Source organism: Alteromonas sp. BMJM2, assembly GCF_027257845.1.
Classification (GTDB): domain Bacteria; phylum Pseudomonadota; class Gammaproteobacteria; order Enterobacterales; family Alteromonadaceae; genus Alteromonas.
This window is the reverse complement of the sequence record NZ_JAPVOT010000006.1, coordinates 189,610-210,570: the sequence shown is the minus strand read 5'-3', so window position 1 is coordinate 210,570 and position 20,961 is coordinate 189,610. Positions and strand designations below refer to the sequence as shown.

Sequence of the window (20,961 nt, the reverse complement as noted above, 5' to 3'; positions counted from 1 at the left end):
AATTACATCCATTCACTGCTGCGACGCTTTCTTTTGGGGATGTAGGTCAGCAGGACGCCTAACAATATACCACCGCCGGCAACAAATCCGCCTCGTGTAAACCACATGACCAACTCATCTTTGTTGGCACTTTCTACCTTGTTGGCCAAGCCAACAATTTCACTGGCCTGAGCTTCATTTTCGGTAGAGAGTTGAGATATTTGCTGGCGAGCATCGTTTAACTGCTGGCGAAGACGTGCATTATCCGATTGAGATGCTTGCAGCTCAGCCTGGTTCTCAGCCAATTGCTCGCTGATGATAGGAAGTTTTTCTGCTCGTGACATCGTATTTGATACGAACTTACTTTCTACCCATCCCTCGCGACCATCGTCATCGGTGATTTGGGTAAATTCAGCATCGCTATCTGTTGATACTACTGCTATTGGCGTTCCTGCCTCTATAGAGCCCAGAATGCGGTAATTTCTACCCGGTCCCGTATGCATAAAAATGAACAAATCATCTTTGATGTAGTGAGATGATGATGCTTCCAATTCAGGCATGTCTTGCAGCGCTAGGGCTTGAAAAGTACATGTGAATAGGGCTACGGCTAACCACTTTCGAATCATATGAAGTCCAATTACTCGTTTAAATCTTAAAGATGGTATTGGTTGACTGACATAAAGGCAAGTTTGTTCCTGCATTGAGTGACGAATACTTGTATTTTTACACTAAGCTAATGGTTGTGTATGACCTAAACTCATCATAGTGCTAGTGCATTTGAAAATGATTGGTAACATGCGACTTTACCAAGGCTTATGTTGGCATCGGTTTATCATAGTAGAGATATGTAGTAGCGATATGTAGCAGCGATATGAATACCGCCTGCAAATATTGCCAAAAAGATGTGACAAGGGTAAGGTGTGGTAACTTCAAATGCGCCAGCATACCTGTATTCTCAAACGCATTGTGTTTTCCCTACAGCGTAACTATTTTTAAAGTAAGACAAATGATAGCGGAGAACCCAAATGTCCGAACAAGAGCCGTTACCGATATAAAATCATGACCGAAAAAGAACAATGTCCGAAATAGAATTGAAATTTGTGACCGGTGCACATGCACAACACCGGTTTTCTGAGCGTGTACTCCCGCTTTTTGATAAACATCAGGTTACGGTAATCTCACACAAAGAGATGCGACTGGAAAACGACTATTACGACACAGAAAAATTTGATTTTCAGCAAAAGAAAATGGGATTCCGCGTACGAGGAAATAACGGTCGCTATGAACAAACCTTAAAAACCAACGGCGTAGTCAGCGGCGGTCTCCATACTCGTTCAGAATATAATGTGGATTTGCAAAATCCTACACCAGATTTAAGCTTGTTCGATGCCTCGGTGTGGCCTCAAAACTGGGATGTTGATAGCAAAAGTGCCAGTCTGACACGTCAGTTTAGTACGCACTTCACTCGTCATGCCTATGACGTCGAGGTTGATGGCAGTAGGGTAGAGATTGTGCTCGATTGCGGCGAAGCCATTACCGATAAGAACAGCTCTCCCATTAATGAAATAGAGTTGGAATTAATCGATGGTGACGTGGACAGCCTTTTCACGCTAGCGCTATTGATAAACAGTAATATGGAAGTGCGGCTAAGCGATGTGTCTAAGGCCGCTCAGGGATATCAGTTGCTGCATGGCTTCAATGCGAAAATTCGACCATTACCCGATTTTCTTGCGCTAGAAGATGCAACTTCCACCGAAGACGCCTTCTGTCTTGCTGTGCAAATAGCCCTATCACATTGGCAACATCACGAACATGTGTTTTGCGAAAGCGGCTCGATTAAGATGCTGGCTGAGGTAGCGAAAAGCATTCACCTATTATTGCAAAGCGTATCGCTGTATTTGCCAATATTGCAATGCCCTGAACTGCTAGCCCTGCACAAAAAGCTCATTGCTTATGCACAACAATGGAGCTGGCAGGATGACCTGCAAAGCCTGCGTTATTTGTTGTCTAAAAAAAGCATGTTCAGTAAAACCTTGGGGAAGCATCCTGCCATTGTGAGTTATTTACAAGGTCGAAAAACAGGCTTAATGCATGCTCATGAACCCAAGCAGCTGTTTTTCGATAACGATGCTACTGATATCAAAATTGAAGCTATTCGCTTGGTACAGCAAAAGCCTTGGCAGGGGCGTTCAACCGGGTACGACCACAAGGTGCTAGACCACGCAAAAGGTTGGTTGTCCCAAGGATGGCAAACGGTTCAGCAAAGCATGCCGCTAAATAAAACCATGGGGCCGGCCAATTATTCCGCGGTGGAAGTCCTGCTTCGTCAAACCCTGTGGAGTGGTTTTTTACTTGGTGATTTATTTGTTGAAGAGCGCGGTAATTTCAGAGCGCCTTGGCTAGATTTGCTTACCGGGATTGACGAGTTAAATGCGCTATTAATGTTGCACAAGTCTATCGATGATGCCGAGGTTGAGTCTCAGGATGAGTTGCGCAAATGGACGGCGCAAAAGTTGACAACGCTTATCATCATTATGGAGCGTACGCGAAAAGTAGCAATGCAGCGAGATGTATATTGGTAATGTGTGCATTAGTAAGCGCTCTGTGGGTAATCCACAGATCTTTTTTCCTTTGATTCACACGGACAGGTGATAGTGGTGATTTTTTCGATTCAAGATTATTGCGTGCTTATGCTGCTGGTGATTTACCTATTAAGCCTTGGTTTTTTTGTCCGCCAACAAAAGCGTGATAGCGGCGCAGGATGGGTATTGGCTGCACTACTATGCTGGCCGCTGTTTATGAACGATGAATGGTTGAGGATGAGCGGGCTCAACGAGCTTGCTGTGCTTTATGGTTTATCTGATATCTTCGCCGTTATTGGTATTACGTGTTGCTACCGCGCCATAAAGCCATTGCTATATCTTCGCCCCTCTGCGAAAAAACGATTGTGGCTGCCTGCGGGTTTCACTGCACTACTTCAAATAACGGCTCTACTCATCCCCGCAGCTGAAAAACAAACGTGGTTGCTGGCATCACCTATTGGCGACCCGCTAGTATTGTGGCCAGCCTATGCAGCACCATTAGTCGCAGGCTTTAGCGTGTTGTTAATTGGGATATTGATTACTGAACATATGCAAACCTATCACCGACATCTCCCTGAGCAAGCGGTAGATATTCGTGAATTTAAAGTAACAGGTCTTGCCAGCGTGATGGGCATTACGGTGGGCATTGCGTTTATGAGTATTTTACTGGTAACTGCAGCCACTTTTGGCTTTTTTCAGCTTGCGGCGTGGGAGAGTTATTACCATCTCATGTTGGGAGCGGCACTGCTATCGGTTTTGACGTCGTTACTGTTTACTCAAAATACTTCACCATCTCCTTTTGATCATGATCGTTTAGACGAGGGAAAGGCAACGCCTTACGAAATAAGCAGCATTATTTCCAAAGCCGAGCGTCATACTATCGACAGTAAAGCCTACAAGATAAGAGGGCTCACTATTGCTGATTTTTGTGACGAGGCCGAGCTAGATGCAACGACCCTCGCAATTTCATTACGGGTGTCTGATAAAAAAAGCTTTCGACGGTTTATTTACCATTTTCGCTTAGAGTACGCCAAGAAGGTACTATTGCGAACCGACACTAAGGTAGCAGCGATAGCGAAACGTTTAGGTTTGAATTCAGAAAAATTCTTAAGCGATTACTTAGTTAAACATTTAACCAAAAACGGCAGCGTACTATAAGTTTCGCTGTAGGCGTCGCCCTACTCATGGCGTAAATCGGCCTTCTAGTACCCAAACGCCGAAGCAAGAATGTGGTGGGTGAAGGTTTTGCGTAAATAAAACCCCCGTGGTCGAGTTTTTATTTTCTCTCCCTCTACTCCTCTGGCCTCGGTGAGTACGCTACCATTTGCTGCTTTTGGGCGTATATGCAGTGCCGTGCCTTGCTTTGACGTTATCGATTCCACATGCCCGGTGACTATTTTTTCTGTTAATTCTTCCCAGTCTTGCCTAAGTAACTCGTCTTCTTTTTCGCTAGGTCGCCAATAAAACCCTGTGGCGACCCGTCTTTCTGCAAGGGGGATTCGTCTGTCTCCCTCAATAGGAAGCCACAAAACTTGCTGCAATTTGTTGCGCACATTACAGGTTTCCCACGTGATGCCCGGCTGCATTAGCAAAGGAGCAAAGCACACGTACGTGGTTTCAAGAGGCGCAAAGGCGGCATCAATGGGAATGGTTTTTAGCTCAATGCCAAGCTCTGGGAAATCCTGCTGTGGTTTTGAGCCTGCACTTGCCCCTAACCACTTCTCTATCAGCATTCCGGGCCAGCCTTTATGGCGCTGCAGGTTGGCTGGAATAGCGACATTTGCCATATGGGCAAGCTCACCTAAGGTTAGCCCCGCTATTGCATGGCATCGCGTGAGTAATTCGTCGGGAGTGTTAGGCGGCGACTTAGGAGGCAGCATTGTTATCAAAAATTCCTTCGCTGAGCTGAGTCATTGAATATTAACACTATGATTGGAGCATAGTTTGTGGAAGAATGAAAACATATTACCAGTATTGCGTACCCGGGAGTCTATGTGATAGATGCCGATGGATTCCGTGCGAATGTGGGTATAGTGATTTGCAACAAAATGGGTCAAATATTTTGGGCAAGACGTTATGGCCAACATTCATGGCAGTTCCCTCAAGGCGGAATTGATGAAGGGGAAACTGCCGAGCAAGCCATGTTCCGCGAGTTGCACGAAGAAGTAGGGTTGACGTCTAAAGACGTAACTATTTTAAGTGTTACCCGTAATTGGCTTAGATATAAGCTGCCAAAGCGATTAATTCGACAAGGTAGCAATCCTGTTTGTATAGGACAAAAACAAAAGTGGTTTTTACTGCAACTCGATTGTCATGATCGTGATGTAAATGTATTAAAAACAGGCCATCCAGAATTTGATGACTGGAGGTGGGTAAGTTATTGGTACCCCATAAGAAACGTTGTGTCGTTTAAGCGTGATGTTTATCGTAGGGTAATGAAGGAGTTTTCTCCGGTTGTTATGTCTGCACAGCAGCGCGTTCCCCAGCGTCAGGGTAACGTTTCCGCTAAACGCGGCAAGAAACGAAGGCGTGGATAAGCAAAGGCGTGGATACACAAACAGGAGTAACCGGTGAATACCTCTAGTAACTCAGGTGCAATGCTAACCACGCTCAAGCGTATCGTGCAGGAAATGAATCAAATTTCCGCACTTGATACTGCGTTGTTTCGACTTGCATCCAGGGTAAAGCAGACATTAAATGTCGACTCCTGTTCTATCTATCTAGCCGACAACGAAGCGAAAACCTTCGTTCTCAAAGCCACCGATGGCTTACATCCAGACGCAGTGGAAAACGTTCGCATTGGTTTTACCGAAGGCCTAATTGGCCTAGTGGGACAGCGTGAAGAACCCCTTAACATCGCCAATGCGCAGCACCACCCCCGCTTCAAGCACTATCCCGAAGTTAAAGAAGACAATTACAATGCGTTTCTTGGTACACCAATTACTAATCAACGCAGAGTGCTTGGGGTTATTACCCTGCAGCAAACTGATCTGCGACGCTTTAGCGAAGACGAAGAAGCATTCTTAGTTACCCTAGCGGCTCAGCTTGCTCTTGAAATCACCAATGCAGATATTCGAGGCGCACTCACCTTATCCCATACAGCCGGTAATATTGCTCAGCAAAAGAATGTGCGCGGTATAGCAGGGTCGCCTGGGCTTGCTATCGGCACGGGCTTTTCTCCCGACAAATCAATTAATTTAAAGAACTGGGTAGTAAAGCAAACCGGTTCACCCGCCGAACAAATAGCCCTGTATCGCAAAGGCGTTGAAGTAACCCGTGGACATGTCAATACGCTTTCAGAGCGTTTAGACGACGGGTTACCTGAAGACGTTAAATCTATTTTTCAGCTTTACCATCATCTTTTAGATGCCAACAGTTTGGGCCGCGAAGTTGAAGAGAAAATCCGCCAAGGCTGGGATGCTGCCTCTTCACTAAAAATAGTGGTGGAAGATTATGCTGCCCGTTTTCGCGCGATGGAAGACCCGTACATGCAGGAACGGGCCATTGATATTATTGATTTATCTGACCGAATTTTGGTTAACATTCTTCAGGAACAAAGTGGTCACAAAATATCGGAAAAAGCGGTCGCTGGGCCATGCATTTTAGTGGCAGACGAAGTGTCAGCCACCATGCTTGCCGAGTGCCCCCGAGATAAATTACAGGGCATTATTTCTGTTCGCGGTTCGAATAATTCCCATGCCGCTATTTTAGCCAGAGCCATGGGCGTACCGGCGGTAATGGGGTGTCAGAGCGTATCGCCAGCGCTGCTTGAAGATAAAGAGATACTGCTCGATGGCTACTCTGGTGAAGTCATAATATCGCCAAACCGAACGGTAAAAACTGACTTTATTCAGCTGATAGAAGAAGAGTCAGCAATAACAGAGAAAATTGAAGCAGAAGCCGATAAACCGTGTGAGAGTCTCGATGGCTGCAGAATGTCTTTGTATATTAATGCAGGGTTGTCTGCAGAGGTTGAACTTGATGCTGGGCAGATAGGCGCCGGCGTAGGGCTTTACCGTACTGAAATTCCTTTTATGCTTCGCGAGCGCTTTCCGTCAGAACAAGAGCAAGTTACCTTATACCGACAAATACTCGAAGCCGCGCCTGAACTACCTATCACCATGCGTACCCTTGATGTGGGTGGCGATAAACCGTTGCCATACTTTCCCATTAACGAAGAAAATCCGTTTCTGGGTTGGAGGGGCATTCGCCTTACTCTTGATCACCCAGAGATCTTTCTGGTCCAAATACGTGCCATGTTGCGCGCCAACATCGGGCTCAATAATTTGCAAATTATGCTGCCGATGATCTCAACGGTATCGGAAGTTGTCGAAGCAAAGCGGTTAATCAACCAAGCGTTTCTAGAAGTATCTGACGAATCCTCAGGCACTGACAACGTGATCAGTCGGCCCAAGTTGGGCATTATGCTAGAAGTGCCGTCGGTGCTTTATCAGTTGCCGCAGCTGGCTAAGTACGTCGACTTTTTCTCAGTGGGAAGTAACGATCTTACTCAATACTTGTTGGCAGTTGATAGAAATAACACCCGGGTAGCAAGCTTATATAATAGCTATCACCCATCGGTGCTTGGTGCGCTTTACGATATAGTGCAAAAGGCTAACGCCAGTCAAACGCCCGTCACTATTTGCGGAGAAATTGCCGGTGAGCCAGCGGGCGCTCTTTTACTGATGGGAATGGGGTACCGCCGTTTAAGTATGAACGGGTTTAATTTACGTAAAATCAATTGGCTGTTGCGAAAAGTAACGCTATCAGAGTGTAAGCAGCTGCTTTCTCTCGCGTTAACGTCGTCCTCGCAGCAAGAGGTATTCACGCACATTAATGAATACCTAGAAACAAAAGAACTGGCTGGGCTCATTCGTGCTGGCGCCTAGCAGGCCTTTAGCTTTTGAAATCTGTGCCTTATGAAACCTGAAGCTAAGATGCTTGTCACTAACATGCCTACAGCGAGTGTTTCTAAAGCTATGTCTTGTGATAGTCAGCTACTTAGGTAAAACAGCACTGCAATAATAAAATCGTTTTCTATGAAGTCACGGCATTGGGCTTTGGCTTACCTGCTCGAGGGGCGCAATTGTGCTACTCTCATCAACGTCAAAAATTTAAAGGACACTGAATGGAACCCGTCGTTATCATCATAGTTTGCTGCGTACTATTGGGGGCGATAGTGGGCTTGCTAGCGGGTATGTTGGGGATTGGTGGCGGCTTAATCATTGTACCTGTGTTGTCTTATTTACTGGTGCATACTCTGGGAATGACGACAGAGACGGTGATGCCGGTGGCAATTGCCACATCGCTCTCCACCATTATATTTACCAGTATGTCATCTGCATTTGCACACTATCGGTTAGGTAACATTGAAAAAAACATCGTATTGTTCACCGGCATTGGTATTGCCGTTGGGGCCATATTAGGCGCGCAGATAGCCAGCCGTATATCTGGTGAGTTGCTAAAAGACATCTTTGCGGTACTTGTGATACTGATTGCGGCGCAAATGATCTTCGGCAAACAGAAGACGTCTGATAATACCGCTACTCGTTTTTCTCTTGCTGCAGTGGGCAGCGGAACCGGATTGGTAAGCGCCTTAATGGGTATTGGAGGAGGTGCTTTACTTGTACCCGCTTTGGTGTGGTTTAGGGTAAACGTACGTTCAGCTATTGGCTGTGCAGCACTTTGCGGGCTGGTTATTGCCTTGTTTGGAACCGCAAGTTTCGTCATTACCGGATGGAATGCGCCCGATGTACCTCAATACAGCTTAGGGTACGTATATTTGCCCGCAATGGTAGGAATTGTAACAACGTCGATGATTACCGCGAACATCGGTGCTAAACTCGGCCAAAAAGTGAATGTTCGTGTGTTAAAAGCCATGCTAGCCTGCCTGCTAGTGCTGGTAAGTATTAGAATGATTTTAGGAATTGAATAATAAAATGGAACAGAGCAGTTATCTGGTTTTCCCCAGTATCGACCCCATTATTTTTAGCTTGGGACCATTAAGCGTACGCTGGTACGGGTTAATGTATCTCGTTGGATTTATTGCCGCATTTTTACTGGCCCAAAAGCGTTTATCGCAAACGCCGTGGAATAGAGATCAGCTAAGCGACTTGCTGTTTTGGAGTTTTGTCGGCGTTATTCTTGGCGGGCGAATTGGCTACGTATTCTTCTATCAGTTTGGTCTGTTCCTTGACGACCCTCTCTACCTATTTAAAATTTGGGCAGGTGGAATGTCATTCCATGGTGGTCTCATCGGTGTATTAGTTGCCCTCGCATGGCAGGCTAAGCGCATGAAAGCCACCTTTTTGGAACTGGGAGATTTTGTAGCGCCACTTGTGCCGATTGGCCTTGGCGCCGGGCGTATTGGAAACTTTCTCAATGCCGAATTATGGGGAAGAACTACTGATGTGCCGTGGGCGGTTATTTTCCCTAGCGCTGGCAATGTGCCTCGCCACCCTTCGCAACTCTATGAATTCGCCCTTGAAGGGGTACTGCTGTTTGTTATTTTATGGCTTTTCTCAGCGAAGAAGCGACCTGTTGGCGCTGTGAGCGGCTTGTTCTTGTTAGGTTACGGAAGTTTCCGCTTTATCGTTGAATTTTTCAGGGAACCCGACGCACATATTGGCCTTTATCAGATGGGACTAAGCCAAGGGCAACTTCTGTGTTTACCTATGATTGCTTTGGGATTAGGATTGATTGTACGTGCTTATATGGGCGTCAAGAATACAGATAAAACTAAGAAGATATAAAAACGATGAAAGAATATCTCGCTCTCATGCGCCATGTACGTGATACGGGTGTGAAAAAGGAAGACCGCACAGGCACGGGAACGCTCAGCGTTTTTGGTTACCAAATGCGTTTTAATTTACAAGAGGGCTTTCCTCTTGTGACAACTAAAAAATGCCACTTAAAGTCTATCATCCACGAATTGCTATGGTTTCTTAAAGGCGAAACCAATATTGCTTACCTCAAGGAAAACGGCGTTCGCATATGGGATGAATGGGCCACGGACGAGGGCGAGCTTGGACCAGTATATGGCAAGCAATGGCGAAGCTGGGAGTGTGGCGATGGCACGTCTATCGACCAAATTGCCGATGTGGTCGAGCAAATTAAACATAATCCCGACTCAAGACGTCTTATTGTAAGTGGCTGGAACCCTGCCGCTCTGCCTGATACGCAGTATTCGCCAAAAGAAAATGCCGAAATGGGCAAACAGGCACTTCCGCCGTGTCACACCATGTTTCAGTTTTATGTACTTGATGGCAAGCTAAGCTGTCAGCTGTATCAGCGCAGTGGAGATATCTTTCTTGGTGTGCCATTTAACATTGCAAGCTATGCGTTGCTAACGATGATGATTGCACAAGTGTGTGACCTAGAGCCTGGTGATTTCATTCATACCTTGGGCGATGCGCACCTTTATTCAAACCACCTAGAGCAGGTGGAATTGCAGTTAAGCCGCGAACCGTTTGAACGCCCGACTATGGCAATCAATCCAGATGTTAAGGATATTTTTGGATTCAAATACGAAGACTTTGAACTTAAAAACTATCAATCTCATCCGCACATAAAAGCTCCCGTCGCTATCTGAGGAGATACAATGAGTACTCCCATTTTGATTTGTGACGACTCCGGTTTCGCAAGGCGTCAGATGGCCCGCAGTATTCCCGATAACTGGGATGTTGAGGTGTCGTTTGCCGAGCACGGACAAGATGCCTTAACCCAAATTCGAGAGGGGAAAGGCGATGTGCTGTTTTTAGATTTGAATATGCCGGTGATGGACGGCTACGAAACAATGGAAGTTATTCGCAAAGACGATCTGCCTTGTTTAGTTATTGTGGTGTCAGGGGATGTTCAAGAAAAAGCACGAGAGCGAATGCTGGCTCTAGGCGCTATTGATTTTATTCGAAAGCCCATAGATAACGCAAAGCTCATGCACATTCTTACCTCCTACGGTATTTACAGTGGCGACAGCTTGGCCACAGGTCGCGCAGACCAAAATAATATCGCGAAAGCAAGTGCGACAGCGAATAGCGAAGCGGTAGTTACTGAAGAAGAGAAATTAGACGCCTATCGCGAAATGGTGAACGTTGCCATGGGACGAGCAGGTGAAGACCTTGCCAAGCTGCTTGGTGAGTTTATCGATTTACCTATTCCCAATGTTAACTTAATAGAGAGCAACGAACTCTCTATGGCTGTTGCCGATATCAACAGAAGCGATAGCGTTTCTGCTGTGTCTAAAGGGTTCGTTAGCGAGGGAATAAGTGGCGAAGCCTTGGTAATATTTAACGACACGAAATCGCAGAATATCGTTGAATTACTGAAGTACGCTCCCTCTGCGTCATCTGAAAACCTAGAACTTGAGGCACTCATGGATGTGTCTAATATTCTTATTGGTGCCTGTTTAAATGGTCTGTCAGAGCAGCTTGCAGTGGCATTCAGTCATACTCACCCCGTATTGTTAGGACAGCACCAGGGCCTGTCTACGCTTTTAAGTGATAATGTGCATCAATGGGGCAAAGTCATGGCCGTTGAAATTGGCTATGCCATAAAAGCCAAGGATATTTCTTTTGATTTATTATTGCTGTTTCCCGGTGATGCAATGAATCAAATTTATGCGCGATTAATGAACACCGACAGGGAGCGTCAATAGCGATGCATAGCAGTGTTACTCTTTCTTCCACGCCTAATGTTGTTGATGAACTACTAGACTCTATTGAAGTGGGTATTGTTATTCTCAACAAGCAATTCGACGTTGAAGTGTGGAATAAATTTATGGCAAACCACAGCGGCAAACGGGAATCGTCGCTGTTGGGCACCTCATTATTTGACCATTTTCCCGAAATAGATAAGCAGTGGCTAACGGCAAAAGTAGACCCGGTTTTTAGTCTCAAAAGCCCCGTATTTATTATTTGGGAACAGCGCCCGTATTTATTTAAGTTTGGGTGTAGTAGGCCAGTAACGAGTGCGGCGTCGCACATGTATCAAAACGTCACTATGTTTCCCCTTGTTGGCGATAACGGCAGTGTAGAAAAGTTCTGTATTTTGGTTTACGACGTGACAGAGCAGGCCCTTGGTAAACGAGGTATGGCAAAGCTTAACGAAGAGCTTAAAATTACAAGTCGGGTAGATGGTTTAACCGGTTTGTACAACAGACGTTATTGGCAGGAGCGGTTTGAAGAGCTTTATAAGCTGTCTAAACGCAGAAACAAACCCAGTACCGCAATGATGTTGGATATCGACCATTTCAAACGGGTCAACGATACCTATGGTCATCAAGCGGGTGATAAGGTTATTAAGATGCTGGCCGCGCTTATCAAGCGTTGCGTAAGGGAAACTGACCTGGCAGGGCGTTACGGCGGCGAAGAATTTGCCGTTATACTCACCGACTCCACCTTAGCAAGTGCTACGCATGTTGCCGAGAGAATACGAGCCCTAGCCGAGCGTCTTGAAGTGGAGCACGATGGGCAAACCATTACGTTCACCGTTAGCTTAGGCCTTGCACAATTTGAGCAGAATGTGAAAAGCCCTATGGTATGGCTTGAGCTGGCCGACCAAGCACTTTATCGCGCCAAGGAAAGCGGGCGTAACCAGTATTGCGTCCATGAGGTTGAGTTATAGCTAAAAATACAGCGTAGGCCAGATACAGCATAACTTGTACGGTATAGGTTATACCGGCAATGTCAGTATTTTTCGTATCGGTAATCGCCTCGTTAGTAGAGGCATTACGTTTTCGGCGCTAGCGGATTCTGCACGTTTTTAATGTGCTCGCGAATGCTGTAGAGGAACATTAGGCTTGGTATTACCATCACCGCAGTGAGTATAAAGAAAAGACTCCAATTTCCATTCAAACTGTCTACAACAATACCGCTGCTAGAAGCGACAAATGTTCTTCCTGCCACACTTAAAGATGCCATTAGTGCGTATTGTGTGGCGCTAAAGGCGCGGTTACACAGTAGCGATATGAAAGCAACCATGGCTACCGTGCTCCACGCCCCTGTAAAACCGTCTACAATCACGGTGAAGGCCAGTAACGAAGTGGAAGGCCCTGTTTGAGCTATTACAGCGAACAACAGATTAGACGCAGCCATCGCGATGCCAGCCACCATTAAGCCGCGATAAATTCCATAGCGTATGTTTACAATTCCCCCTAACAGCGAAAATACAATAGTTACCCACCAATTCAGCAACTTGGAGTAGGTGGCGATATCACTGTTGCTAAAGCCAATTTCTTTATAAAAGACAATGCTCATTCGCCCAAGGAAGGCTTCACCTATTTTAAATAGAAAAATAAACAACAAGAAGGAAAGCGCAAGCTTGACTCCGTTTCGCGCAAAAAACTCAGAAAATGGGCTTATTAACGTGCTCTTTAACCAGCGTGCAATCTTGTCTTGAGTGCTGGCGTTAGCATCGTCAGTGCCCTCAGAATCTATGCGGTCAAAAAGCGCGCTTCTGTCAATATCCGGCTCTTTCGCAAGTAACGTGGCTATAGCAAGTAGGGCCATTAATACGCCGAGCAATAGATAGATATTAGCCCAGCTCCAATCGGTAAGGTCTGCAAGAAAGAAAGGAATAGCACCTAAGCCCCCATAGCCTGTCCACCAACCTGCGGTTGCTACCGAAGACGCAGCTGACATTCCGTCTTTATCGTTTTCAGCAATACAGTCTATACGAAAACCATCAATGGCGATGTCTTGCGTAGCGGAGAAAATAGCGGTGAGTAAACCGACTAATGCAATATAGAAAAGGTGAGACGTAGTGGTTAGTTGAGACATCGCAAGGCAGCACAAGACGATGCCTATTTGCATGGAAAAAATCCACCCTTTGCGCTGACCTAATCTCGGTGGCTTTAACTTATCTACCAGCGGTGACCAAAGAAAGTTAATTGAATAGGTGGCGAAGATGATGCCAAACAAGCCGATTGCTGAGCGTGATAACCCGTCATCTTTCAACCAGGCAGACAGCACTGAGCCAATCATGATCCAAGGAAAGCCACTGGCAATCCCGAAACAGAAGATACTCAAAAAGCGTTTGTCGTTATATGTTTTTATCGCGCTTAACAAAATACGGCCTAGTGATGCTCCAAGGCTTGGTATTGAGCCATGTAATCAACTAAATGGCAACATATGAGTGGTGTTTGCAGGTGCCTTATTTCGACATGGATTTTTTAAAAATGTGTATGTGCTTATGGAAGAGGACATGTGGAGCAGTACGGCCGCAATAGTTTTATGTTTGATGTGTGCAGGTTCTTTACATGCAGAATTACAGGAGGGAAGGCCTTGCTAGGGCCTTATGCCTACACAGTCTAAAGGACACGTGCCTGCGTCCTCGAGAAATTTGACACAGGTTCGTAACTCATCTACTAAAATAGGGTCGTTTTTTAGTTTTTCTTCGTTCCAATAGTGAATTTGATGCAGCACATGCCAGAACACTCGCTCTTTTTGCGTGTATGGCTGCGTAAGTGTGCAATTGACCTGACCCCATTCTTCCATGCAGTCCCAAAAAAAGAGTTCGAGCTCTTCAACCGGTAAGCCTTCATTCCAAAAAGCATTGAGATAAAAGCACAGTTGTTTTGACTTGGCATCAACAAAATCTTTGACAGTCATAAGGCTCCAACCGTTTTTTTACTACTCAGCGTATTATAGTCCATTACATTGTCACCGGCTTAGGATGGTTGTTAATTTTTGCGATGTTATCGATATGTAACTGATCTGCGTATTTTTTTAGACTAATAGTAGATTTTAAAAATTACCAGCCTAAATAACGAGTCCAACCAATGGTGTTGTTTGCAACTAACTGAATGTAAGGGGTTTTCTGATTTTGATTTAGACTAAAGACTGAATTTGAGGAGGGGAGAAGCACCTGTCGGTAATGCAGTTTTAAGCTATTTTTTGCGCGATTTCTACGCATTGCTACCGTGTTATTTTCCCAATCGCTCAAACCGTCTACAGAAAGGTCGAGTACGGGAAAGGAAGTATTAGCCACTAGGTCGCTAATGCTTTTATTCACATCGGCCTCTGGCCAATAGGGGGAAATCGTGACTAAGCTATCTGGTTCAAATGCCAAATCATTGCTGGTGGCGTCCAAAAATGTAGCAGCCAGCATACCTTGCGCAACCACTAGCCGATAGCCTTGCACGTTTTGCAAACGGTTATTTAAGGCAATAAGCTGCTCAGTTAACTTGTCTGACGTTTGTTCAAAATCAAAGTGTTGAGTGAGGTTTGTACTTCGCGGATGAATTACGCTATTACCCTGTCCGCTACTGCTTGGCGCTTGCTCTGCTGCTGATGGTTCTGCTGCCGTTTGAGTATCGGTGCCTTGATTATCAGCCCCTTGCCCAGAAGTGTCGGCTGATTCTATGCCAGAACCTGTTGGCATCATATTGAGGTTAAAAGGGCTTATGACAACGCGCCACCCTTTCTCTGAAAGATAACCCGCAAGCTCCTTGCTTTGAGAGAGTGAAAAGCTGGAGAGAAAAGGCTCAACCAGTATAATGGCAACGCCTTGCGATAACGGGGTTTGAGGCTCAACTTCGATAATAGGTACTACGCGTTCGCCCACCAAAAGCTCTTGTACTTCGCCTAACGCAAACCCGTGACTGATATCGGTAAAGTAATCGCCAAAGGCCGCTTTAGGCGAAAAGCCCAGTGCAAGCAGACACAATATAGAGGCAATACATTTACGCATGTTTTAAAAAACCTTTCGGCTCGCAATAGAGTTAGATAACAATGTATCGGCAAAACCATAAAAATCTAGATACCAAAGCGTATTTTAACCAGCAAGTTTGTCGTCTCGTTTACTCAGCAAGCCTATTGTGGATACGTTTTCTATCTACAACGCCTACTTCCTAAAAAGCTTCTTACCTGAAAAGCCTTCTACCCAAAAAGCTTTACCGATGAAAACGTGGTTAATGGCGTTGGCTTGTAGTCACTAAATGGAATAGTGCTTTGAAAGTTGAGCCAGTTGTTCGATTTTGGGTGCTTTAAACTTAAACTTTCCGCGTGCAGCTGCAGGCGGGGCGCCATGGCTAATGCGGCGTCGTGAGCATACAGCCTATCCCCTAAAATGGGGTGACCGAGTGAGAGCATGTGCACGCGAAGCTGATGAGAGCGCCCGGTAATGGGGCGTAGCGCAACCAAAGAGTAAGGTCTATTCTCGCTATCATATGCACGGGTTATCACATCAAAGTGTGTTACCGATGGCTTTCCCCGTTCGTGGTCAACCATTTGCTTCGGTCGATTCGGGTAATCGACAATAAGCGGTAAATCTATTTCTCCGTTATCCACATCAACATGGCCGTATACTCTGGCGAAATAGCGCTTTTTCGTCTCTCTAAGTTCGAACTGCTTGCTGATGGCGCGATGACTAAATTTAGTCAGTGCCATTACCATAATGCCGGATGTTGCCATATCCAATCTGTGTACCACAGTGGCGGTAGGCAGTACTTTATTAACGCGGGTAATCAGTGCGTCTTTATGGGCTTCTATTCTGCCCGGTACACTGAGTAACCCGCTTGGTTTTAGGGCCACCACCATAAAGTCATCTCGATACAAAAAGTTGAGATATGGGGTGTAAGGCGGGTTGTAAACAAACGATGGATTAGCCATTACGGATTATTCACTATGATACGAATGGCATCAAACTGCACATCGGCGCCCTGAATAACTTTATCTAGCGCACTTATCTGCTGCTCAATAAACACTATCTCACTATCGCGCACGGCAGGGTTGCGCTTCTGTAAGTCTTTGAGTCGCTGTATTTCACCATTTAGTGTGGTGTGCATAGTGTTAAGCGCGTCGTGTAGCTTTTGATTCGCTGCCTGGTGTGCAAGTTTACGTGTATTTTCTATCGCAATGCTAAGAGGCTGCTGTAATGCTTTTAATAGCTGTGACGATATTTTGCGCCCGACTTTTCGTTTCACATCAAAGCTTAAATCCACAGGGTTTCCTTGGGCATCAAGACATATCCGTACCGGCGTTTGCGGAAGAAAACGGCCTAGCTGAAGGGCTTTTGGTGCTTGTGCATGAAGCACAAACAATGCTTCTATCCAATAAGCGCCCTTAGGTAAATCTGGGTCGGCAATAAAGCCCATACTGCTCTTGCCATGTACGTCGGTGAGTACAACGTCAATCGCGGTGTGAACAAGGGGATGGTCCCAACTTAAAAACTGCACGTTTTCTAAGGTTGTAGCCACACGACGCTTGTAGGTTACCGTCATTCCCTCAGGGTCTAACCCAGGTAGCTGACTCACCATTTGCTCTGTTGGCATGAGAATAAAGCAGTCGTTGCCTTTCTCATCTTGCTGAACACCGATGGCATCAAAAACACGGCCCATAAAGCGCGAAAGGTCTTGCTCACTATCAAGGGCAATAATGTCCTCTAATAGTGCTTCAACTCGGCCTTCACCCGAGGCATTAAGCTCAAGCAAGCGATCTCTACCTGCTTCTAGCTGAGCAACCAGCTGACTGTTCAGTTTAACACTTAAGTTAATCAGTTCGTCTCTTGCCGTCATATCGTTAGGGTGTAAGCATGCACTCATCAACAATGGCTTGACGTCTTCAAATACGCCAGACCCTGTGGGGCAAGTTTTTTCAAAGGCGTTCAAGCCTTCGTGATACCAGTCGAGCAATACGTGCTGTGCGCTTTTTGCGAGATAGGGAACATGAATGTTCACAGTTTGCGTCTGACCTATACGGTCTAAGCGACCAATACGCTGCTCTAATAAATCAGGTGTAATGGGTAAATCAAACAACACCAGGTGGTGGGCAAACTGGAAGTTACGCCCTTCACTGCCTATTTCACTACACAGCAAAATTTGTGCGCCATCTTCTTCATCAGCGAAGTAGTGAGCTGCCTTATCGCGCTCAACAATGCTCATGCCTTCATGAAACACGCTGTGTCTAACGCCAGTCTGTGTACGAATAACCTCACCGAGTTCCTGTGCTGTGCGGGCACTGGCGCAAATAAGCAGTATCTTCTCGGGCTTAACCTCTTGCATGAAGTCGACTAGCCAGCTAACGCGGGGGTCTAGTTTAGTCCAACTGTTTACCACGCTTGGCACACGTTCGGGATAAAGCGCGTTGAGCAAATCGTCGCTATTCACGGCCGCTTCATATTCTTGTGGCATGGCTAGCTCGTAGGCAGACAGTTTGCGCTCGGGAAAGCCTTCAATATTGGCGCGACGGTTTCTAAACAGCATACGGCCTGTACCGTGGCAATCTATGAGTTGGTGTAACAGTTCATGTCTATTTTTAGAGCTGGTGAGGTTGCCAGCGTGCTCCATGACATCCGGTGCAAAGTTGCAAAGGGTAGCGCGCTGTTTTTCGTTCGGCTCAGCGTCTGACAATAACGGAGCAACCGCATCGGCAAGCTGACTGTATTGCGATTCTTCGGTAAGAAACTCTTCGTAACTGTGAAAGCGTGCAGGGTCGAGTAAACGCAGGCGAGCAAAGTGACTTTCGTGACCTAACTGATCGGGGGTTGCTGTTAACAGAAGCACCCCTGGCGTACTTTGGGCAAGCCCCTCAACACAAAGATATTCTTGCGACGGCGCTTCTTGCGACCAAGACAAGTGGTGTGCTTCATCCACAACCATCAAATCCCAATCTGCAGCCTGAACCTGCTGCTGTCGTTTCTCATTGCTGCTTAAAAAGTCGATGCTGCACAGAACAAGTTGCTCACTGTCAAAGGGGTTAATATCTTCTTCGTCCAGCGCTTCGCAGCGGCTCTCATCGAAAATAGCGAAAGGCAGGTTAACGCGACGAAGCATTTCTACCAACCACTGATGCACGAGTGAGTCTGGCACTAAAATAAGAATGCGAGAGGCTCTCCCGGTCTTGATCTGCTGATGAATGATTAGCGCAGCTTCAATGGTTTTCCCCAAACCGACTTCATCGGCAAGGAGCACCCGCGGAGCGTGGCGGCCACCTACTTCAGAGGCAATGTGCAATTGGTGGGGAATCAGTGAAATTCGTGCCCCGGCTACGCCAATGGTATTTGAGCGCTGATATTCATAGTGATAGCGCAACGCGCTTTCTCGCAAGTCAAACCACTTTGGGTGGTCGAGCTGTTGACTGAACAAACGCTTTTCAGGTTGGTTCAAGCGAATGTGATGGTCTAGCATTGTTTCTGGCAGTCTTGCCTGCGCCTTTGTATCTTCCCGCAGACCGTGGTAGATGAAAACACCTTGGCTTTCCTCAGATTCAGTCACCGTCATTTCCCAGCCGTCTTGGCTTTTTACGGTGTCGCCAATTTCAAAGGTGAGTCGCGTTAGTGGCGCTTCTGTTTTTGTATAGATACGCGCTTCGCCAGTGGCGGGATACAGCACTTCAACTGAACGAAAATCAATGCCAACAATGGCGCCCAATCCCAATTCGGTTTCTGTATTGCTTAACCAACGCTGACCAATAGAAAATTGACTGTCTGAACTCATAAATCACTCACCTTTTTGCGGGGGCGGTATTGTACGCATTGCATGGTAATAAGTCATTAATACTAGCTTATTTGGCACGCTTTTCTGTTAATTTGGTGAGCACGTCACTGTTGCTGTAAAGTCAAAGAAGGAATTATATTGACCTCTTAATGCGCATAAAAACCAGTGCTAGATATCAAGCCATTGGCTACTTCATAAGGTAAATCCAGTGCCCAAGTGAGTATTAACCTGTGTAAGCGAGTGAAAATAAAAAGATAAAAACAGTGCGAAATCTGTATTTCTGGCTTATGGTGGAATTAGCGTTTAGGAAATAGTTATCAAACGCTTGAAGCAGTGGGTTATTGCTGCTTCTCAGTCGACGCGAGTAGGGGAGATGTCCTGTTTCGAGCGGCATCCCCGTAGTTACCCAGCTGTAGCTCGCTAGCCATTGCCAAACAACGGCTAGCTTGGCTTTATTTTATGGAGTGAAGGATGCCAAGAAGAAACTCTACCGAAACGAAAATATACGTCCTCGATACCAACATTTTGCTTCACGAACCTCACGCCTATCTTTCCTTTAAAGAACACGATGTTGTTATTCCTATGACGGTTCTTGAAGAGCTCGATTACATCAAAGACAGTAAAAAAGACGTGGCTAGAGACGCCCGTGTCTCCATTCGTTCAATGGAAGACTTGCTGCACGAGGCCACGCCAGAAGAAATGCTTGTGGGTGTATCAATGGAAGGGTTGGGGGCAGGTGATAACGCGCCTACTGGAAAGCTATCGATATTTGCCGATTTGAATATGGCAGAAGCGCAGCAAGTATTCACAAGTAATGAAAACGATAATCGCATTATCAACGTGGCGCTTCATATTCAAAAGGTTTACGCACCGCAAAAAGTGGTGTTGGTGACGAAAGATTTAAATATGCGGTTAAAGGCGAAAGGCGCCGGTTTAGCGCATGTTGAAGATTATCGCACCGACCAACTTATCACCGACATTAAGTATCTGTCTCGAGGCTTCCATACTTTTGAAGGTAACTTTTGGGATAACGTGAAAAGTGTTGATAGCCGAACCGAGGGGCGGGACACCATTCACACCGTGCCAAAGTCGATACTGCCAGAGGCCTATATCAACGAGTTTCTACTGGATGACAGTAAAGAATTTGCTGGCCTTGTTGAAGAAATTTCTGATGATACCTTAGCGGTACTCGACCTCGGCTACGAAAGATTAATGAGCCGTCATGCATGGGGCATAACGCCGAAGAATATTGGCCAGGGTATGGCACTGCATGCCTTGTTAGACCCTCATATTGATATGTGTATTCTCACCGGGCCTGCGGGCAGTGGTAAAACGCTTCTAGCGCTTGCCGCCGCCCTTGAAATGGTGGTGGAGCGCAATATGTATGACAAAATCATCGTCACTCGCAGTACTCCAGAAATTGCCGAATCTATTGGTTTTTTACCGGGAACGGAAGAGGAGAAAATGCTGCCGTGGCTAGCCGCTATTACCGATTCATTAGAAGTGCTGCACAAGCACGATGAAAATACCAAAGGCTCTATGAATTACATTATGGAAAAGGCCAATATTCAGTATAAATCAGTAAACTTTATGCGCGGCCGCAGTATTCAAAACGCCATCGTGATTCTTGATGAATCGCAAAATTTAACGGCATCACAGCTTAAAACCATCATTACCCGATGTGGTGAGGGTACAAAACTGATTGTTGGCGGCAACCTTGCGCAAATAGACAGCAACTACCTTAGCGCGGTTACGTCAGGTTTAACGTATTTAGTCGAGAAATTTAAAGACTTCTCAGGTAGTGCCACCATTAACCTCGATGGCGTGGTACGCAGCCGCCTTGCCAGCTTTGCAGAAGAGAACTTGTAGCGTTAGCTGACTTTTGCTTGAAGGTAATGAGTTTCATCATGCCTTCAAGCAGCCTACTTCTTTAAATTATCAGTCACCTTGCTCCACCGGTTTCCTTAT

At 46.0% G+C, this 20,961-nt stretch carries 17 protein-coding genes; 10 read left to right on the top strand and 7 right to left on the bottom strand.

The annotated features are described in order from the left end of the window. Window positions 1-2: 2 nt before the first annotated feature. Window positions 3-605: a TIGR04211 family SH3 domain-containing protein gene (locus O9X84_RS09060; protein ID WP_269519386.1), complete on the bottom strand. Its 603-nt coding sequence runs from the start codon at window positions 603-605 to the stop codon at window positions 3-5. A gap of 450 nt (window positions 606-1,055) precedes the next feature. Here O9X84_RS09060 and O9X84_RS09055 point away from each other — a divergent pair, with 450 nt between their 5' ends. Both O9X84_RS09055 and O9X84_RS09050 read left to right on the top strand, forming a co-directional pair. Beyond that, window positions 1,056-2,561, top strand: a complete 1,506-nt coding sequence (locus O9X84_RS09055; protein ID WP_269519385.1) for a CYTH domain-containing protein — start codon at window positions 1,056-1,058, stop codon at window positions 2,559-2,561. 75 nt (window positions 2,562-2,636) lie between these two features. Further along, on the top strand, window positions 2,637-3,719 hold the full coding sequence (locus tag O9X84_RS09050) for a DNA mismatch repair protein (protein WP_269519384.1): 1,083 nt from the start codon (window positions 2,637-2,639) through the stop codon (window positions 3,717-3,719). 44 nt (window positions 3,720-3,763) lie between these two features. Here the strand turns inward: O9X84_RS09050 and mutH are convergent, their stop codons facing one another. Beyond that, window positions 3,764-4,441: a DNA mismatch repair endonuclease MutH gene (mutH, locus tag O9X84_RS09045; RefSeq protein ID WP_269519383.1), complete on the bottom strand. Its 678-nt coding sequence runs from the start codon at window positions 4,439-4,441 to the stop codon at window positions 3,764-3,766. A 114-nt stretch (window positions 4,442-4,555) separates the two neighbouring features. Between mutH and rppH the strand changes: the two genes are divergently transcribed. The 7 genes from rppH to O9X84_RS09010 all read left to right on the top strand — a co-directional run bounded on the left by rppH (window position 4,556) and on the right by O9X84_RS09010 (window position 12,182). Further along, window positions 4,556-5,098 (top strand): RNA pyrophosphohydrolase, encoded by a 543-nt coding sequence (rppH, locus tag O9X84_RS09040; RefSeq protein ID WP_269519382.1) that lies wholly within the window; start codon window positions 4,556-4,558, stop codon window positions 5,096-5,098. Between the two features lie 60 nt (window positions 5,099-5,158). Then, the gene (gene ptsP, locus O9X84_RS09035) at window positions 5,159-7,450 is read left to right on the top strand and encodes a phosphoenolpyruvate--protein phosphotransferase (protein WP_269519418.1); all 2,292 of its coding nucleotides are present in this window, start codon (window positions 5,159-5,161) and stop codon (window positions 7,448-7,450) included. Between the two features lie 239 nt (window positions 7,451-7,689). After that, entirely contained in the window at window positions 7,690-8,496 is an 807-nt protein-coding gene (locus tag O9X84_RS09030) for a sulfite exporter TauE/SafE family protein (RefSeq protein ID WP_269519381.1), read from the top strand. 4 nt (window positions 8,497-8,500) lie between these two features. After that, on the top strand, window positions 8,501-9,313 hold the full coding sequence (lgt, locus tag O9X84_RS09025; RefSeq protein WP_269519380.1) for a prolipoprotein diacylglyceryl transferase: 813 nt from the start codon (window positions 8,501-8,503) through the stop codon (window positions 9,311-9,313). 5 nt (window positions 9,314-9,318) lie between these two features. Beyond that, window positions 9,319-10,152, top strand: coding sequence for a thymidylate synthase (locus O9X84_RS09020; protein WP_269519378.1), 834 nt, complete (start codon window positions 9,319-9,321; stop codon window positions 10,150-10,152). Between the two features lie 9 nt (window positions 10,153-10,161). Continuing rightward, the gene (locus O9X84_RS09015; protein WP_269519377.1) at window positions 10,162-11,214 is read left to right on the top strand and encodes a response regulator; all 1,053 of its coding nucleotides are present in this window, start codon (window positions 10,162-10,164) and stop codon (window positions 11,212-11,214) included. A gap of 2 nt (window positions 11,215-11,216) precedes the next feature. Then, complete coding sequence (locus O9X84_RS09010) at window positions 11,217-12,182, top strand: sensor domain-containing diguanylate cyclase (protein ID WP_269519376.1); 966 nt, start codon at window positions 11,217-11,219, stop codon at window positions 12,180-12,182. Between the two features lie 104 nt (window positions 12,183-12,286). Here O9X84_RS09010 and O9X84_RS09005 read toward each other — a convergent pair whose 3' ends face one another. The 5 genes from O9X84_RS09005 to rapA form a co-directional block, all read right to left on the bottom strand. Continuing rightward, complete coding sequence (locus tag O9X84_RS09005; protein ID WP_269519375.1) at window positions 12,287-13,624, bottom strand: AmpG family muropeptide MFS transporter; 1,338 nt, start codon at window positions 13,622-13,624, stop codon at window positions 12,287-12,289. A 219-nt stretch (window positions 13,625-13,843) separates the two neighbouring features. Beyond that, window positions 13,844-14,167, bottom strand: a complete 324-nt coding sequence (locus tag O9X84_RS09000; protein ID WP_269519374.1) for a hypothetical protein — start codon at window positions 14,165-14,167, stop codon at window positions 13,844-13,846. A gap of 142 nt (window positions 14,168-14,309) precedes the next feature. Then, on the bottom strand, window positions 14,310-15,248 hold the full coding sequence (locus O9X84_RS08995; RefSeq protein ID WP_269519373.1) for a DUF3530 family protein: 939 nt from the start codon (window positions 15,246-15,248) through the stop codon (window positions 14,310-14,312). A 188-nt stretch (window positions 15,249-15,436) separates the two neighbouring features. Further along, window positions 15,437-16,168, bottom strand: a complete 732-nt coding sequence (gene rluA, locus O9X84_RS08990) for a bifunctional tRNA pseudouridine(32) synthase/23S rRNA pseudouridine(746) synthase RluA (RefSeq protein WP_269519372.1) — start codon at window positions 16,166-16,168, stop codon at window positions 15,437-15,439. After that, a complete protein-coding gene (gene rapA, locus O9X84_RS08985; protein WP_269519370.1) occupies window positions 16,168-18,993 on the bottom strand; it encodes an RNA polymerase-associated protein RapA in 2,826 nt (941 codons plus the stop codon). Before rapA ends, rluA begins: the two co-directional genes overlap by 1 nt. Before the next feature lie 471 nt (window positions 18,994-19,464). On the opposite strand from rapA, the gene O9X84_RS08980 reads away from it, so the two are divergent. Then, window positions 19,465-20,862 carry a PhoH family protein gene (locus O9X84_RS08980; protein WP_269519369.1) on the top strand — a complete coding sequence of 466 codons (1,398 nt, stop codon included), beginning with the start codon at window positions 19,465-19,467 and terminating at the stop codon, window positions 20,860-20,862. Window positions 20,863-20,961 lie beyond the last annotated feature (99 nt).